The organism is Sorangium sp. So ce131, from assembly GCF_051519095.1.
Taxonomy (GTDB): Bacteria; Myxococcota_A; Polyangia; order Polyangiales; family Polyangiaceae; genus Sorangium.
Genome location: NZ_CP150455.1, coordinates 436162 through 453539, shown reverse-complemented (window position 1 = coordinate 453539; position 17378 = coordinate 436162). Strand labels below are relative to the sequence as shown.

The window sequence follows — 17378 nt, the reverse complement described above, 5'->3', positions numbered from 1 at the left end:
GTCGGTCATCCCTGCCGCGGCCCCTCCGCATGCTCCGCCAGGAGCCCGCCCAGCAGGTGGAACTCCAGGTACGCCCGCGCCACGTCCGTCGCCCCGGGCAGCTCCTCTCTGGCCTCCCCCAGCACGACGGAGCCGCCGCCGCGCTCGAACCGGAACGAGAGGGTCTCTCCCTCCTCGATCCCGCGCTCCCGCACCCGCCGCAAGATCGACACGCCCTCCAGCCCGAACACGAACAGATCCCGCGCGAGCACCTCGTCGAGCCACCGCTTCGACAGCGCCGTGAGCGACAGCTCCCACGCCCCCTCGCGCAGCATCTCCGCCACCGATCCGCGGCGGATGAGCGGCGCGTTCGCCGCGTCGAGCGACACGAGCTGCGCCCGCACGACGCCATGATGAACCCCGAGCGCCCCGAACCCCACCGACAGATCCGCGACGCGATACCCCGCCTGCGCCGGATCCTGCGCCACGCCCTGGCGCAGATCCCGCGTGGCCATGATCGCCTTCACCACGCGCAGGGCCAGCGACGGGCGCAGGCACAGATCGCGCGTCCTCTCGGGCGTGAGCGCGACGACGCGGGTGACCGCGTCCCGCACGATCACCTCGTAGGGCTCGATCTCGACCCCCGAGAGGGGCTCGCCCGAGCGCAGGTGCCGGTGCAGATCGAACGAGAACACGCGCCCCTTCTTGAGCACCTTGAGGTGCACGCTGAAGGGGGTTTTGCGCCCGCTCGCCGTGGTGCCCTCGGCCAGGAAGAGGACGTCGCCGACGATGGTCTTCTGCGGGTAGACGTGATCGTTATAAAGGACGATGCGCCGCGCCCCGGCGTCGAGCTCGACCTCGGAGCGATCGTCGTCGAGGGCGAGCCGATTGCTCTCGAAGTCGCCGCGCGTGCCCAGCCCGGCGAACGGGCAGCGGACGTGCCCCGCGAAGTGGTAGACCCCTCGATCACGAAAGCGCATGGATCACCCCTGAGATCTCGGGCGCCGCGCCGCGGCCGAAGACGCGCGCGGCGCCCCACTCCGCCGCGAGCAGCGCGCCGAGCGTCGCGCCTGCCATCAGCAGGCGCGCCGACCAGGGCGTGGGCGCGAAATACGCCATCTCCCTGGAAGGACGATGGGCGAGGTTCACGTTGAGCGCCGGGTCGGTCGCGACGTAGCTCACCAGCAGCAGCGCGACGAACGCGCCCCAGGCCGAGAGCGCGCTGCCCTCGGGCACGCCGCGCCGCGCGAGGTGGAGCGCGGCGGACGCGGGCGGGGCGAGGTGCGCGCCGACCGAGAGGAGCGCGAGCTTGCGGGTGGCGACGGCCTCGATGAGCCACGCGGGGATGCCCACGCCCACGAAGAAGACGAACGCCGGCCCCACGAGCCACGCGGCCCCGGCGAGGAGGCCGAGCGCCGCGGCCAGGCTCGCGACGTGGCAGGCGAAGAGCATCTCGCCCATCCTGCCGGTGCCGCGCTTCTCCTGCACGTACCTCGCCAGGATCGCGAAGAGCGGCAGGGCGCAGCAGACCTCCAGGGCACGCACGAGCGAAGGGTAGCCCGCGACGCCGTCGCGAGGGAATTCGAAACGCCAAGGCGCCAAGGCGCCAAGGACGCCAAGACAAATCTTTTTCTTGGCGTTCTTGGCGTCCTTGGCGTCCTTGGCGTCCTTGGCGCTTCGTCTTCTCGCTCGATCAACACGATCGGTGTTCTAGACCCGCCGCGGTAGTCCCGATGGACTCCTCTCCAGCGCCACCCGCAGGGCCTCGAGCTGCTCCGTAATCCAGGCGCCCGGAATGGGCGTCACGACGCCAGGCGGGCAACCGCGGAGGACACGTAATGTCGCCGCGCGCTCGGCGCGCCGGTGGCCGGCGGCGTGCTCCACCCTCGCCTGGGGGAACAGCATGCCCACGATCACCAAGGCGATTTACGTGAACTTCGCGGCGGCGAGGAGCACGAACCGGATGAATCGGCTCTCATCCCTGGTCCAGCGGACGGAGCTGAACTCCCTGGTCATCGACATCCGATCGGAGGGAGGAGCGCTCCTCCTCGACACGGACGAGGCGACCCGGGACCAGCTTGAACCCCTGCGCCAAGCCGGCATTTACCTCATCGCCCGCCTCGTCGCGTTCAAGGGCGGCCCGCGGGGCTGGTACGATCCCGGCTCGCAGGCGCGATGGCAGGAGATCGCGGAGATCTCGCTCCGGGCGTTCGACGCCGGGTTCGACGAGATAAACTACGATTACGTGCGCTACGGCGTCGCGGGCGAGCCGCGGTCGCGGACGCCGATCCGCGAGAGGGCGCCGACCCTCCGCGCCTTCTTCGAGTTCCTGCGCGCGGAGGTCGGCGACGCGGCGTCCCGCCCGATCTCGGCGGACGTCTTCGGGATCACGCTGCTCGGGCAGCAGGAACGTATCGGTCAGCGGCTCGAGGACGCCGTGGAGCTCTTCGACTACGTGATGCCCATGCCGTACCCGTCCCACTGGGACCCCGGCAGCTTCGGGCTCGCGAACCCCGCCCATCACCCCTACGAGACCCTCTATGCGTCGCTCGCGGCAGGGTGGCGCAGGGTGGCAGCGCTGCCGGGGCGGATCGCGCTGCTGCGCAGCTGGATCCAGGCGTTCGATCTGGACAGCTCGCGCCCCATGCGGCGTTACAGGTACACGCCGTGGCACATCCGGGAGCAGATCCGCGCGGCCGACGACGCCGGGTGCGCCGGGTATGCCGCGTGGAACCCGCGCAGCGACTACGAGGAGCGCGCGTTCGTCCCCGATCCCCGGGACACGGCGTGACGGAGCGGCCCGACCCGGGTCGGGGTCGCCACCGAGGCCGCGGCGCGCGGCGCGCGGGTCGCCCGGAGGCCCGCTCCCGCGCGCGTCGCGTCACGGGGTGGCCGACGCCCGCGCGGAGGGCTCCGCGCGATCGCGTCCCACGGTAGTTTTGTACCGCGCGCGCCGCAGCCGATCGACCGCGACGGCGGCCACGATGATCGCGCCCGTCGCGATCTCCTGCACCCAGCTCGGCAGCCCGAGGTGGACTCCGCCGGTCCGGATCACCGTGATGAGCAACGCTCCGACCATGCTCCCCGCGACGCTCCCCTCGCCGCCCGAGAGCGGCGCCCCGCCGATCACGACCGCCGCGATCACCTCGAGCTCGAGGCCCACCGAGTCCGTCGGATCACCCACCGTGAGCGTCGAGAACTCCATCACGCCCGCGACGCCGGCGAGCAGGCTCGACAGGGTGTACACCGCGATCTTCACGCGGCCCGTGTCGATGCCGCACAGCCTCGCTGCGGCCTCGTTGCTGCCGACCGCGAACACGTGGCGCCCGAAGCGCGTGTAGGTGAGGACGGCGAAGACCAAGAGCGCGAGCGCCGCCGTCACCCACAGCCCGGGCGCGGTGAGGTCGGCCGAGAGCAACGCGTCGAGCCCGCGCGGATCGGCGTCGATCTTCTGCTCGGACGCGAGCCCCTTCGCCGCGCCGCGGAGCGCGCTCATCGTGCCCAGCGTCACGACGAAGGGCGTCATGCGCGCCCTTCCCACGAGCGTCCCGGAGAGCACGCCCGCGAGGCCGGCCGCCGCCGTGGCGACGAGCGCCGCCGGGAGCGCGGGCACCCCCGCGCGCAGGAGCTGCGCGACGACGACCGTCGTGAACGCGACGAGCGAGCCCGTGGAGAGGTCGATCCCGCCGGTCGCGATGACGAGCGTCATGCCGACGGCGCAGATGCCGACCACCACCGTCTGCCGCGCCATCGTGAGCAGGTTCTGGCTGCGCAGGAACGTGTCGGGCGTGAGCGCCGCGAAGAGCACATAGACGAGCACGAGGGCCACGAGCGGGCCGACCCACGGCGGACGCTTCTTCACGACGAGGCCTCCAGGAGGAGCGCCGCTTCGGTCCACGACGACGCGGGCCGCGGCGGCTCGAGCTTCCCCCGGCGGAGGACCGCGATGTGATCACACGTGGTCACGAGCTCGTCGAGCTGGCTCGAGACGAGCACGATCGCCTTGCCGGCGCCCGCGAGCGCGCGGAGCAGCGAGAGCACCTGCGCCTTGCTCGCGACGTCGATGCCGCGCGTCGGCTCGTCGACGAGCAGCACGTCGAAGTCCTCGCGGAGCAGGCGCGCGATCTGGACCTTCTGCTGGTTTCCGCCCGAGAGCTCGCCGGCGCGCTGATCCGGCCCGCGCGCGCGGATCGCTAGCGCCTCGATCCAGCGCGCCGCCTCCGCGAGCAGCGACCTCGGCGCGGCGAAGCGCGGCGCCCGCGGCGAGAGCCAGACGTTCTCGGCGATCGAGCGGCCGAGCATCAGCCCCTCCCCGCCGCGATCCTCGCTGAGCAGGCCGACGCCGCGGGCGGCGCGCAGCGTGACCGTGCCGCCGCGCCTCGGGTCGAGCCCCGCCAGGATGCGGAGCAGCTCCGTCCGCCCCGACCCCACGAGGCCGGCGATGCCGAGGATCTCTCCCCGGCGCAGCGTCAGCGAGGCGCGCTCCGGCCGCCTCACGCCCGCCACGTCCTTGGCCTCGAGCGCCACCTCGCCGCGGCCCGGAGGCGCCGCCTCGGGCGCCGCGCGCTCGTGAGCGACCTCGAGCGCCTCCAGCGCGCGCCCCAGCATCTCGCGGACGATCTGCGCGGGCGCCGTCTCGCGCGGGTCGCCTTCCCCTGCGACGCGGCCGTCGCGGAGCGCCGTGTAGCGGTCGGCGTGGGCGCGCACGTCCGACAGGAAGTGCGTGACGAGCAGCACCGCGAGGCCGGCGTCTCGCAGGGCGCGGAGGCGGTCGAACAGGCGCGCGGCGTCCTCGTGGCCCAGGCTCGAGGTCGGCTCGTCGAGGACGAGCAGCCGCGCCGAGAGCCGCCCATCCTCGCGCAGGCCGCCCTGCGCGAGCGCCCGCGCGATCTCGACGAGCTGCTGGTCGGCGACGCCGAGCTCCCCGGCCGGCGCGTCGAGCGGCACGCGGGCCGGATCGGCCGCCACGAGCGCGATCGCAGCCCGCGCCACGGCGCGCGCGCGCCCGCGGTCCCGGATCCCGAGCCGCGCGCGCGCGGCCGGCTCGATCCCGAGCACCACGTTGTCGGCCACCGAGAGGTGGGCGCAGAGCGTCCGCTCCTGCGGGACGAGGACGACGCCCGCGCGCCGCGCGCCCTCGGTCCCCGCCGGCGCATACGGCGCCCCCGCGAGCAGGATCGAGCCCGCGTCCGGCCGCTCCATGCCGAGCAGGACGCGCGTCAGCGTGCTCTTGCCCGCGCCGTTCTCGCCGAGGAGCGCGTGGATGCTCGCGGCGTGGACCCGCAGCGAGACGCCCCGCAGCACGGCGTTCCCGCCGAAGGCCTTCGCGAGGCCCTTCACCTCGAGGAGGGGGGCGCGCGCCGGGGCCATGCGCCGCTCACTCCCCGAGCCACCTTCCGAGGTCGGGCCTCACGATCTCCTGCACCGCCGGGTCGTCGAGGTCCTCCTTCGTGACGACGCGCGCGCCCGTGTCGATGCGCCTCTCCACCTTCTCGCCGCGGAGGTGCGCCGCCATCGTCTTGACCGCGACATACCCCATGTCGAACGGGTTCTGCACGACGAGCGCCTCGATGTCGCCCTCGCGCAGCGCGCCGAGCAGCTTCTCCGACGCGTCGAAGCCGACGAATTTCACCTTCCTCGCGACGTTCGTCTTGCGGAGCGCCTGCAGCATGCCGAAGGTCGTCGACTCGTTCGGCGTGAACACCCCGGCGATCGTCCCCTCCGCCGCCTTGTGGGCGAGGAGCAGGCTCTCGCTCTTCTCGAACGCCGTCTCCGTGGTGGCGCCGCCGTGCTGGTTCTCGCTCGCGACCGTGATTCCGGGCGCCGCGCGCACCACGTCGAGGAAGCCCCGCTCGCGATCCTGCGTGCTCGCAGAGCCCTCCTGGTAACGGAGCACGACGACGCTGCCCTGCCCGCCGATCGCCTTGACGAGGTGCTCTCCCGCGAGCCTGCCGGCCGCCAGGTTGTCGGTCGCGACGAAGCTCACGTGCTCGTCGCTCGCGAGGTCGGAGTCGAACACGACGACCGGGATCTTCGCCAGCGTCGCCGCGTGCACCGGCGCCTTCAGCGCCGCGGCGTTGAGCGGCGCGAGCACGACGCCGGACACGCCCTGCGCGACGAAGCTCGAGACGACATCGACCTGCGACTTGAGATCGTCCTCCCTGAGCGGCCCCTTCCAGACGATGTCGACATCAACCTCGCGCGAGGCCTTCACCGCACCCGCGTGCACGCTCTTCCAGAACTCGTGGGTCGTCCCCTTCGGCACGACGGCGATGCGGAGCCGCGCGCCGCGCTGCGCGCCTGCGTCCGTCGTCGTCGGATCCGACGATGTCTTCGAGCACGCAGCGAGGACGGCGGCCACGAGAGCGCACGAGAGGACATGAAGGTTCATTGGGCCGCTGATGTTAGCTGACGGAGCGCGGCCGCGCCCGCGCTGGCGAGCGCTCAGGCGGCGTCGATAAAGCAGCTAAGGAGTGACAAAGACGCCGAGCTATACGGAACGCGCGGGCTCAGCCCGCATGAGCTCGCGCGCGCGCCGGGGATCAGCCGCCGCTGCCGTAAGGACGGGTGATGATCTCGAGGTAATGCCCGGAGGGGTCGGGGAAGTACACGCCGCGCCCGCCGTCATGGTGGTTGATCTCGCCGGGTCGCTGCGCCATGGGATCGGCCCAGTACGGGAGCTTGCGCTCGCGGATCCGACCGAAGATCTCGTCGAACTCGGCCTCGCTGACCAGGAAGGCGTAGTGCTGGGGGTGGATCTCGTCAGGGCTGTCCATGAAGTCGAGCGTGACCCCGTTGTCGAGCTGCACTGTCAGGAAGTGCCCGAACGGCTCCGGGGCGGGCAGGCCCAGGATCTCGGTCATGAAGGCGGCGGACTCCTTCTTGTTCCGCGCCGCGACGATGGTGTGGTTGAGCTGGACGGTCATGCTCGCTCGCCTCCTTCGCTGGCCCTGAGCAGACCTCCCGGCCGCTTCCGCGACCCCAGGGTCTCGTTCGTCGGTCTGATGTTGTTCATCGTGGTCACCTCCGGCCGATCGAGCGCCGCCGAGCGAGCCGCTTCACGAGGTTCGTCGCGTGCGCACGACCGGGATCAGGGCGAGGGTGCCACGGCCGGCGCACACGAGCAACGGCGCGCCGGCGCGGGGCACGATGACCGGAGGTCATCCGGCGTGGTCTGTTCTCATTCGCTGTCGGCCGTGGCCAGGAGGGATCACGGGCAGAAGGTGACCTCGAAGCTCGTCTCCGACGAGCAGGCGTGGAGCCCGGCGGCGTCGTCGTAAGCATAGCTGTACGCGGTGGGGCACATCCGGTGCATCCGGAGCACGTAGTCCGTGTGCTCCACGCTCCGCGGGTCCGCCGTGTTCCGGCACGCGTCCGAGGTCATGCACGCATTGGCGGCGGTGCACTGGCCCGTGGCCGGATCGATGGGCGTCGGGCAGCAGAGGTGGAGCCCGGGGTCGGCGCTCTCCGGCTGGCCCAGGCCCCACGGCGCCGGGTAATTCCATTTCTTGCAAGGCGCCATGCAGCCGACCACGGCGCCGCTCCTGTCGCGCACCCGGAGATCCTGGTGCGCGTACGCGGGGAACTGGCCGTTGCCGAGATCCTCGTCGCCGGGGCACTGCGCCAGCGACAGCCCGGAGCAGTCCGAGGTGATGCAGCTGCCCTGCTCGGCGCCGGCGCCCCTGGGGACGACCTTGAAGGGCAACGTGTAGCCGTCCACCTGGCTGAGGTTGTACCAGGTCTGGTCCGCGCTCCCCCTGGGCGCGAAGGTCGCCTCGAACTTCGACTCGATGGGCGGCTGGCAGCCGCCGGCCGGACAGGGGGCGACGCTGTCGCCCGTGGTGCAGTTGTAGCCGCCCTCGTCACAGCCGGTCTTCGGCCAGAAGCGCGTCGCGCTGAGGCCGCCGTCGGGCACGTCGTAGGTGTACGCGGCGCCCCGGGTGAGCTTGACGTTCTGCGGCCCCTGCACGTTGGTGGAGTGGGCGACCCAGATCGGCGCCGCGCAGTTGTTGACGATCCTGAGCGTGCGGGCGCCGCCGGACGGCGAGCCGCCGCTCACCCTGTCGAGGGTCCAGCGCTGGTTGGTGGTGCCGCCATAAGGGTACTGGAGGATGTCCGTCCCGTCGGCGGCGTTGCCCCACGAGAGGTCGACGACCTGATCGGTGTGGCGCGCGTGGATGCTGAACTCGTTGCCCCCGCGGGGGACGAACCTCCACTGCTGGTTGGCGCCGCCGCCGTACGTCCATTGATGGATGACCGCGTTCGGCGCGGCGCTCACGTCGCGCACGTCGAGCGCCTTGTTGCTGTTCACGTTGACGATCTTCCAGTAGCCGTCGCTGGTCGGGGAGATGTGGAACCTCTGCGCGTTGGTCCCGTTGCAGGTCCACTGCTGCATCCGCGTCCCGTCGGCGGTGCTGGCCTGTGGCACGTCGAGGCACTTGCCGGTGGCGACCGAGCGGATGACATAATCCCCCTCGGTGACGCTGGAGACGACGACCGCATCCGAGTCGTCGACGTTGTCCTCGGCCTTCAGCGCCTCGCCATCGGCGACCAGACACCCCCCCAGGAGCAGGGTCCACCCCAGCGCCAGCGACAGACCACCCACTGCAAGCTTGCGAGCCATGCGCCCTCCTCGTCATTGCGGTGCGCCATGAACCTCGGCGCCCCCGTTCGTCGAGGCGCGATTGCACGCGGCGTTCCACGCGGGCAGCACGGGAGCGCACGGCCGCGCCGCGGAGCCTCTGCCGCGCTCCCGCGGGGATCCAGGCGACGCGGGGGTGATCCGCGGGATCGCCCTCCGACGGGGAGGGGGCGATCCGCGGGATCGTCCTTCCCCAGGGAGGGGTGATCCCGCGGAGCGCCGCCGCACGCCGCGCCGGCGGCGCGGCGCCCCCTCATGCGCCCCTATCCACCGTGGATGTGGGACTCCGCTCGATCCGCGACCCGCCGGACCGCGCCTCGCCTGCCGGGCTCATGCCTGGCGCCGGCCGGCGCGCCGACGCCAGCGCGCCAATCTGCACGATCTTGCACGGCGTTCCTCGGCTCGCGCCAGCCCGCAAGAACTCGACGTGAGCCACCTTACAACCTTGTGAAAATCCGTTTACCGGCGTGGCACGAGGGTGTTACTCAAGAATGATGGGCACGGATGCGCCTTCGAGTGGTCTCCACGGAAACACCCGTCGTGATGATCGTGTGTAGGAGAGGACGATGAACAGCCTTCCCCACTACACCACCACGGGCGAGATCCACAGCGGCGCCGAGACGGTCATCTATCGTGGGTACCGGAACGTCGACCGGGCGTCCGTCGCGATCAAGCTGTTCAGGAGCGAGTACCCGACCTCCCGGCAGATCGCCAAGCTCCGCCACGAATATGCGATCACCAAGGACCTCGATGTCTCGGGCGTGGTGAGGGCGTACGGGCTGGAGAGGGTGGGCGCGGGCCTCGCGCTCGTCACGGAGAACATCGACGCACACCCGCTGAGCGACATCCTCCAGACGCAGGCGCTCAGCCTGAAGACCTCGCTCCGGATCGCCGACTCCATCGCGGACGCCATGGACGCGATCCACCGGCGCCACATCATTCACAAGGACATCAAGCCGCACAACATCCTCGTCCACCCGGAGACGCTCCAGGTCAAGCTGATCGACTTCGGCATCGCCACGCGCCTCTCCCAGGAGATCCAGCAGGCCAGGAGCCCTGACTCGCTGGAAGGGACCCTGCCCTACATGTCACCGGAGCAGACCGGGCGGATGAACCGGGCCCTCGATCACCGCACGGACCTCTACTCCCTCGGGGTCACCCTCTACGAGATGCTGACGGGCGTGTTGCCCTTCCGGGCGACCGATCCGCTGGAGCTCTTGCACAGCCACATCGCGAGGGAGCCGACGCCGCCGCACGAGCGGCGCCCCGAGGTCCCCGAGGTGGTCTCGGACATCGTGATGAAGCTCCTCTCCAAGGCGGCGGAGGACAGGTACCAGAGCGCGCACGGGCTCAGGGCCGATCTGCGCGAGTGCCTGGAGCAGCTCGAGGCGACCGGCCAGATCACCCCCTTCCCGCTCGGCCGCTACGACCGCGGCCACGGGCTGCTCATCCCGCAGAAGCTCTACGGCCGCGACGCGGAGATCGCGGCGCTGCTCGCCGCCTGGGACCGCGCGAGCCGCGGCGCCGCCGAGCTCGCGCTGATCTCCGGTCACGCCGGCATCGGCAAATCGGCGGTGGTGAGCGAGCTCCACAAGGTGATCGCCGACCCGCGCGCCCGCTTCATCGCGGGCAAGTTCGACCAGTTCAACCGGAGCGTCCCGTACGCCTCGCTGGCGCAGGCGTTCCGCGACCTCATCCGGCACCTGCTCACGGAGCACTCCGAGCCGCTCACCCGCCTCCGGCGCAAGCTCGCGACCGCCCTCGGCCAGAGCGGGCAGGTCCTCGTCGACCTGATGCCGGAGCTGGAGCTCATCATCGGCCCCCAGCCGCCGGTGCCCGAGCTCGGAGCGACCGAGTCACAGAACCGGCTCAACCTCGTCTTCCAGAGCTTCCTCGGCGTCTTCGCCACGCCCGACCACCCGCTCGTCCTCTTCCTCGACGATCTGCAGTGGGCGGACCTCGCCTCGCTCAGGCTCCTCACCCTGCTCCTGTCGGACCCGGAGCGCGGCCACCTGCTCGTGATCGGCGCTTACCGCGACAACGAGGTCGACGCGGGCCACCCGCTCAGGGCGGCCCTCGCAGAGCTCCGGAGCGCGGGGACGAGCATGGTCGAGCTCCCCCTCGCCCCGCTGCGCCTGTCGGACGCGAGCCAGCTCGTCGCCGACGCGCTCGGCTGCGACCAGCAGCGGTCGGCCTCGCTGGCGAAGCTCGTCCTCGACAAGACCCAGGGGAACCCCTTCTTCATCAATCAGTTCCTCGTCGCGTTGTACAAGGACCACCTGCTCACCTTCGACCCGTCCTCCGGGTCGTACTGGTGGGATCTCGAGCGCATCCGGAGGGCGGGGATCACGGACAACGTGGTCGACTTCATGGCGAGGAAGCTCCGGCGGCTCACGCCGAGCACGCAGCGGATCCTCACGCTCGCCGCGTGTATCGGCCATAAGTTCGATCTGGAGACGCTCGCGATGATCTACGAGAGGCCGCTCGCCGATACGGCCGCCGACCTCTGGGAGGCGCTCCGCGAGGGCATCGTCCTGCCCCTCGACACCACGTACCGGTTCGTCCACGCCGTCCACGCCACACCCGACCAGAGCGGAGGGGGCGAGCCGCCCCCCGAGGGCCTGAACGTCTCGTACAGGTTCCTGCACGATCGCGTCCAGCAGGCGGCCTACCTGCTCGTCGAGGAGGATCACAAGCAGGACCTGCACCTCAGGATCGGGCGACTGCTCCTCTCGCAGCGGGGGCTCGGCGAGCGCGAAGAGAACCTGTTCGACACCGTGAACCACCTGAACCTCGGCGCCGCGCGGATCACGTCGGCGAGCGAGCGGACGAGCCTCGCGCGCCTGAACCTCGCCGCCGGCACGAAGGCGAAGGCGTCGGCGGCCTACGACGTCGCCGCCAGCTACCTCGGCGCCGGGATGTCGCTGCTCGACGAGCAGGGGTGGGAGCAGGCCTACGAGCTCACGTACGCGCTCCACATCGAGCGCGCCGGATGCGAGTTCCTGAGCGGCCGATTCGCGCAGGCCGAGTCGCTGTTCAACTTCACCCTGACCCGCGCCCGGACGAACCTCGATCGCGCCGACGTCTACGGGCGGCGCCTCCTGCTCTTCAACACCGTCGCGAAGTTCGACGAGGCCGTGCGCTGCGCGCGCACGGCCCTCGCGCTGCTCGGGGTCGAGCTGCCCGACGGCGAGGACCGGATCCAGGCGGCCCTCGCGGCGGAGCTCGCCGAGGTGCCGTACAACCTCGCGGGCCGCCGGATCACCGACCTGTTCGACGCCCCGGCGCTCACCCACCCGGAGTACCGGGCCGCGCTGACGATCCTGACCAACGTGAGCGCGGCCATGCTCGGCGCGAGCCCCTCCCTCCACGCCCTCGTGTGCGTCAAGCACGCCAACATCTCCCTGAAATACGGCCACTCGGAGGTCTCCGCCTGGGGATACCTGATCTACGCGATCGTCCTGATGGAGCTCGGCCGGTACGACGAAGGGTACGAGTTCGGCAGGCTCGCCATGGAGCTCGACGAGCGGTTGAGCTGCGCCGTGGTGTCGTCCAAGGTGAAGTCGAGCTTCGCGGTGTTCATCTCTCCCTACCGGGAGCCGCTCCGGACGTCGTTCTCCTACCTTTCGCAGGCGCACCGGGACGGGCTCGAGGTGGGGGACTTCCAGTTCGCCAGCTACTCGCTCTTCCACGGGGTCACGAACCGGCTGAGCCACGGCGTCGAGCTCGCCGCGATCTCCGAGGAGATCGAGCGGTCGATCCCGTTCTTGCAGCGCACGAAGGACGTGATGTCCAACCTCATCGTGACCTCGTCGAAGCAGGTGATCGCGAACCTGCGGGGCTGCACGCAGGGTCACCACACCTTGAGCGACGGCGTCTTCGACGAGGCCGAGTTCAGCGCGACGGTGGGCGCGCCGAACCACGAGTTCATGGCGGTGTTCTATCATATCCAGAGAGCCCAGCTCGCGTACCTCTACGAGGACCACGCGCGCGCGCTCGCGCTCATCGCCCTGGCGGAGCCGCTGCGCCCGTACCTCGCGTGCATGTGGATGACGACCGAGGTCCCGTTCTACGCGAGCCTGATCATGCTGGCGCTCTACCCGACGGCGACGGCCGCCGACCGGGCGCGCTACGACAGGGAGATCGAGCGCCACGCGGCCGACGTCGCGGCGTGGGCGGGCAGCTGCCCGGAGAACTTCCTCCACAAGCGCCTCTTGATCGCCGCCGAGCGCGCGCGCGTCTCGGGCGACGACGCGGCGGCGACGGATCTCTACGAGCAGGCGATCAAGGCAGCCCAGGACAGCGAGTACCTGCACCACGAGGCGCTGGCGAACGAGCTCGCCGCGCGGTTCCACCTGGCGAAGGGCAGGACCAAGATCGCGCGCATGTACATGGACGACGCCGTGTACGGGTACACGCGCTGGGGCGCGGAGGCGAAGGTCGCGCAGCTCAACGAGAAATACGCGGAGCTCGCGCCGCGGCGCGCGGAGCCGCAGGAGACGAGGCGCCCCGCGCGGACGACGATGATCACGGGGCTCCGCGAGGACCTGGACCTCGCGACCATCGTGAAGGCGTCCCAGGCGATCTCCGGGGAGATCGAGCTCGGCAAGCTGCTCGAGAGGCTCCTTCGGACCGCGATGGAGAACGCCGGAGCCAACAAGGGATACCTGCTGCTCGCGCGCGACGAGGACCTGTACGTCGAGGCGGCGGCGGACGCGGACGGGCCGCTCCGGAGCGTGCTGCAATCGGTGCCGCTCGACCAGGTGGAGGACCTGTCGCAGGCCGTCGTGCGGTACGTGCAGAAGACGGAGGTGCAGCTCGTCCTCGGGAACGCAGCGCACGAGAGCACGTTCTCGTCCGACCCTTACGTCGCGCGGAGCAGGCCGAAGTCCGTCCTGTGCGCGCCGATCCTCCAGCAAGGGAAGCTGGTCGGGGTCCTTTACCTGGAGAACACCTTGCTGGAGGACGCGTTCACGCCGGCGCGCCTCGAGATCCTGCAAATGCTGTCCGCGCAGGCCGCCATCTCGATCGAGAACAGCCGCCTCTACGGCACGCTCGAGGACAAGGTGAGAGAACGCACGGCCGAGCTGCAGGAGGCGCAGGCGAAGCTGATCCGCCTGGAGCGCGAGGCGACCGAGAAGCGGATGGCGGGCGGCTTCGCGCACGAGATCCGGAACGCGCTCTCGGAGGCGAAGCTGGTGCTCGCGAGGGTCCTCGGAGAGGACGAGACGAGCTCGCGCACGAGCCTCACCTTCGATTCGGGGATGGAGCTCGGCATGCTGCACGAGGAGCTCAGCCTGCGCTTCGCCGACGAGGAGCTGGATCGGATCACGGCGCGGCTCCAGCACATCTTCGAGAACCAGGAGGAGCTCGACGCCGCGCTCAGGCTCGTGTCCAAAGCGACGGCGCGGGCGCTCGCGATCACCGGGAAGATCATGGACTTCTCCAGGATCGGGGAGGGCGAGCGCCCGGCGGAGCGGATCAACGTGAACGAGCTGATCGACGGCGCGCTCGCCGAGCTCCGGCAGACGATCCCCGGGTCGAGCATCGCGATCCGCGCCGAGGTCGCGGGATCCATCCACCTCGTCGCGGACCCGACGCAATGTTACTCTGTGGTCCAGAACCTCCTCAACAACGCGCGCGACGCCGTGGTCGACAGGTACCCGCGGGGCGGCGCGGGCGCGATCGGGATCAGGGCGAGGGTCGAGGGCGAGGCGTGTGTCATCCAGGTGGCGGACAACGGCTCGGGCATCCGGCCGGAGAACATGGGGAAGATCTTCGACTCGTTCTACTCCACGAAGCCCGAGACCGGCGCTGGCCTGGGCCTCGCCGTCGTCAAGCGGATCATCGACGTCGCCGGGGGCACCATCGAGGTGCAGAGCGAGTGGGGCAAGGGCAGCCAGTTCACCGTGACCTTGCCGCTCTCGCGTCCGCCAGGTGCGAGGTGTTAGCCGCTCGCCTCCCGGTCGAGCAGCGCCCGCTTGCGCACGACGCCCCAGCGATAGCCCGACACGCCCCCGTCGCTCCGCACGACCCGATGGCAGGGGATCGCCACGGCGAGGGCGTTCTCGGCGCACGCCCGGGCCACGGCCCTGATGGACTTCGGGGCGCCGATGCGCTCGGCGATGTCGGCGTAGCTCGCGGTCGCGCCCGGCGGGATCGCTTGCAGCGCGCGCCAGACGCGCTCTTGGAACGCCGTCCCACGCACGTCGAGCGGCAGGTCGAGGCCCACCCGGGGCGCCTCCACGAAGCCGATGACCTTCGCGACGAGCCGCTCGAACTCCGCGTCGCCGCCGATCAGATTGGCCCGCGGGAAGCGGTCCTGTAAGTCACGAGCCAGCCCGTCGGGGTCATCCCCCATGAGGATGGCGCACACGCCGCGCGCGCTCGCGGCGACCAGGATCGAGCCGAGGGAGCACTCCCCGACGGCGAAACGAATCTCCATGTTGGCGCCCCCGGCGCGGTAGTCCGTGGGCGTCATGCCCAGGAGCTGCGTCGATTCCTCGTAGAAGCGGCCATTGGAGCTGTACCCGGCTCCATAGATCGCTTCAGTGACCGTCCCGCGCCGGCCGAGCTCGGCCCGGACGCGCTCCGCCCGGCGCGCCCTCGCGTACGCTCGGGGCGTCAACCCCGTGACGGCCTTGAACACGCGATGCAGGTGATGGACGCTCAGCTCAGCGCGGCTCGCCAGCGCCTCGAGGCTGGGGGGCTGCTCGGCGTCCTCGATGAACCGACAGAGCTCGGCCACCAGGCCGGCGTGCTGCTCCGCGAGCGAGGGCTGGCCCGGCCTGCAGCGCTTGCAGGGCCGGAAGCCGGCCCGCTCCGCGGCGGCGGCGGTGGGGTGGAACGCGACGTTCTCGGGCCTCGGGGTCCGCGCAGCGCAGGAAGGGCGACAGTACACGCCGGTCGTCTTGACGGAATAGAAGAACTTGCCGTCGGCGCCCGCGTCACGGGAGATCACCGCGGCCCAGCGCGGGTCGCGGGTGGCCGCAGCAGGTGTTTCGGGCTTCGCAACCATGGCGGTCTCCTCCCGGCGATCGTTCCGGGTCACGCGTTGACGTTAGCGCCCGCCGGAAGGCGCCGCACTCCGGGTCTTGCCTTCGAATTCGCCGCTCGTGGATCTGGCCCGCCCGGCGACCGGATGGAGGTGGAGGCGCCACTGGGGGCGGGCGCGCCGAGCGCCGCCGTACAGGCGAGCTGGAGCGCGCCGCCCCCGGCCCCCCTACCCACCTACACGAGCGACACGCCTCCGTCGATGGCGAAGGCGCTTCCGGTGATGAACGAGGCTTCTCCGCTCGCGAGGAAGATGGCCGCGTTCGCGATCTCCTCGGGCGTCGCAATGCGCTTCATGGCGTGGAGCTGCGAGGCGGCGCCGCGCTTCTCGTCGGTGTCGTTCCAGAGCCGGAACATCGGGGTGTCGACGCCCCCGACGATGAGCACGTTGGCGCGAACGCCCTGGGTGGCGTACTCGGCGGCCACGGTGCGCGTGAAGCCGATGAGGCCGGTCTTGGCGGCGGCGTACCCCGCAGTCCCGGGCAACGCCTTCGTGTGCCCGACGAAGGTGCCCACGTTGATGACGCTGCCGCCGCCCGACTTCAACATCGCGCCGATCTCGTGTTTGGTCGACAAGAACGCGCTCACCAGGTAGCCGTCGAGCCAGTCGCGGAAGACGCCCTCGTCGAGCTGATGCGTCAGCGCGCCGCCGAAGGTCCCGCCCGCGGCGTTGAACCCGATGTCGAGGCGGCCGAACCTCTCCATCGCGAAGTCGACGAGAGACCTGACGTCGCCCTCCTTCGTGACGTCGGCGGTCCAGGCGAAGGCCTGCCCACCTCCCCTCGCGGCGGCCTGCACCGTGGCTTCGAGCTCCGCGGTGCGCCGTCCGGCGGCGACGATCTTCGCCCCTTCTCGAGCGAACGCCACCGCCGTCGCTCGCCCGATGCCCGAGCTCGCGCCGGTCACGATGCCCACCTTCCCCTCAAGTCGCTTGGTCATGGTTCGGTTTCTTTCTGGATCGATCGTCCATGGTTCGGCGTCCCGACGAGACCGGGACGCGGGCGCGCAGCCGTCGGGCAGCTCGGTCGTTACGGCCTCGACGTCGCCGCGCAGGGCGACGGCGTCATCCGCGGCTTGCGCGGCTGTCCTCGGGCTTGCGCGCCGCGAGGGAGGTTAGCCCTCGCGGGAACACGCCGCGCTCCGGATCTTGCTGTCGAATCGTCCGATCGCCGTCCGCGCTGACCGCCGTCGCCGACGGCCCTGCTCGTGCTGGAAAGCAGGGTCAGGGCGCCCCGGTGACCTCGGGCTCGGGTCGCCGGGATGAGCAGGAGTCGGAGCATTCCCCTGCTCCGCCGCCGCTCACGTCGCGAAGCTCTCATGATCGAGGGAGGAACCATGAAACCATCGACGACACATGAATTCATGACGACACGTCGCGGTGGGTGGCTGCTCGCGGCCATCGCGGCCGGCGCCCTGACCGCCGCGTGTGCGCCCGGCACCATCCTCTGGCTCGTGAACTACGGCACCACGAACGGCGTCAACAACCCGCTGCTCACGATGCCGACCACGGGCACGATCACCGCGCTCTACAACGCGCAGTACACGCAGAGCGGCGGCGAGCTGACGATCTGGGGACCGAGCTGGAAGCCCAACCTCGCCGCGGGGGAGTCGGCGGGGGACATCACGATGTGCGCGAGCAGGTAACGCGGGCGGCGCGCGCGGGCGCGCGTCGTTGAGCGCTCGATCGCGCCCTCGCCCCCCTGCC

12 protein-coding genes are annotated in these 17378 nt (G+C 70.9%); 3 read left to right on the top strand and 9 right to left on the bottom strand.

Annotated features, from left to right (window positions below; genetic code table 11):
* Positions 1-5 precede the first annotated feature (5 nt).
* A complete protein-coding gene (locus tag WMF43_RS01770) occupies positions 6-959 on the bottom strand; it encodes a hypothetical protein (protein WP_437677000.1) in 954 nt (317 codons plus the stop codon).
* Positions 946-1524 (bottom strand): hypothetical protein, encoded by a 579-nt coding sequence (locus WMF43_RS01765; protein WP_437676999.1) that lies wholly within the window; start codon positions 1522-1524, stop codon positions 946-948. Before WMF43_RS01765 ends, WMF43_RS01770 begins: the two co-directional genes overlap by 14 nt.
* Before the next feature lie 358 nt (positions 1525-1882).
* Here WMF43_RS01765 and WMF43_RS01760 point away from each other — a divergent pair, with 358 nt between their 5' ends.
* Entirely contained in the window at positions 1883-2770 is an 888-nt protein-coding gene (locus WMF43_RS01760) for a putative glycoside hydrolase (RefSeq protein ID WP_437676997.1), read from the top strand.
* Between the two features lie 90 nt (positions 2771-2860).
* Here WMF43_RS01760 and WMF43_RS01755 read toward each other — a convergent pair whose 3' ends face one another.
* The 5 genes from WMF43_RS01755 to WMF43_RS01735 form a co-directional block, all read right to left on the bottom strand.
* Positions 2861-3841 carry an ABC transporter permease gene (locus tag WMF43_RS01755; protein WP_437676995.1) on the bottom strand — a complete coding sequence of 327 codons (981 nt, stop codon included), beginning with the start codon at positions 3839-3841 and terminating at the stop codon, positions 2861-2863.
* Positions 3838-5349 carry a sugar ABC transporter ATP-binding protein gene (locus WMF43_RS01750; RefSeq protein ID WP_437676994.1) on the bottom strand — a complete coding sequence of 504 codons (1512 nt, stop codon included), beginning with the start codon at positions 5347-5349 and terminating at the stop codon, positions 3838-3840. Before WMF43_RS01750 ends, WMF43_RS01755 begins: the two co-directional genes overlap by 4 nt.
* A gap of 7 nt (positions 5350-5356) precedes the next feature.
* Positions 5357-6370: an ABC transporter substrate-binding protein gene (locus WMF43_RS01745; protein ID WP_437676992.1), complete on the bottom strand. Its 1014-nt coding sequence runs from the start codon at positions 6368-6370 to the stop codon at positions 5357-5359.
* Between the two features lie 151 nt (positions 6371-6521).
* On the bottom strand, positions 6522-6905 hold the full coding sequence (locus WMF43_RS01740; RefSeq protein WP_437676988.1) for a VOC family protein: 384 nt from the start codon (positions 6903-6905) through the stop codon (positions 6522-6524).
* 284 nt (positions 6906-7189) lie between these two features.
* Positions 7190-8602, bottom strand: a complete 1413-nt coding sequence (locus WMF43_RS01735; RefSeq protein ID WP_437676986.1) for an RICIN domain-containing protein — start codon at positions 8600-8602, stop codon at positions 7190-7192.
* A 584-nt stretch (positions 8603-9186) separates the two neighbouring features.
* On the opposite strand from WMF43_RS01735, the gene WMF43_RS01730 reads away from it, so the two are divergent.
* Positions 9187-14571 (top strand): trifunctional serine/threonine-protein kinase/ATP-binding protein/sensor histidine kinase, encoded by a 5385-nt coding sequence (locus WMF43_RS01730; protein WP_437676984.1) that lies wholly within the window; start codon positions 9187-9189, stop codon positions 14569-14571.
* Here WMF43_RS01730 and ada read toward each other — a convergent pair.
* Together ada and WMF43_RS01720 are read right to left on the bottom strand one after the other, a co-directional pair.
* Positions 14568-15638 (bottom strand): bifunctional DNA-binding transcriptional regulator/O6-methylguanine-DNA methyltransferase Ada, encoded by a 1071-nt coding sequence (gene ada / locus WMF43_RS01725; RefSeq protein WP_437676982.1) that lies wholly within the window; start codon positions 15636-15638, stop codon positions 14568-14570. The two genes, WMF43_RS01730 and ada, sit on opposite strands and share 4 nt — an antisense overlap.
* A gap of 212 nt (positions 15639-15850) precedes the next feature.
* Positions 15851-16612 (bottom strand): SDR family oxidoreductase, encoded by a 762-nt coding sequence (locus WMF43_RS01720; RefSeq protein WP_437676981.1) that lies wholly within the window; start codon positions 16610-16612, stop codon positions 15851-15853.
* Between the two features lie 423 nt (positions 16613-17035).
* Here WMF43_RS01720 and WMF43_RS01715 point away from each other — a divergent pair, with 423 nt between their 5' ends.
* Complete coding sequence (locus tag WMF43_RS01715) at positions 17036-17317, top strand: hypothetical protein (RefSeq protein WP_437676979.1); 282 nt, start codon at positions 17036-17038, stop codon at positions 17315-17317.
* The last annotated feature ends 61 nt before the right edge of the window (positions 17318-17378 follow it).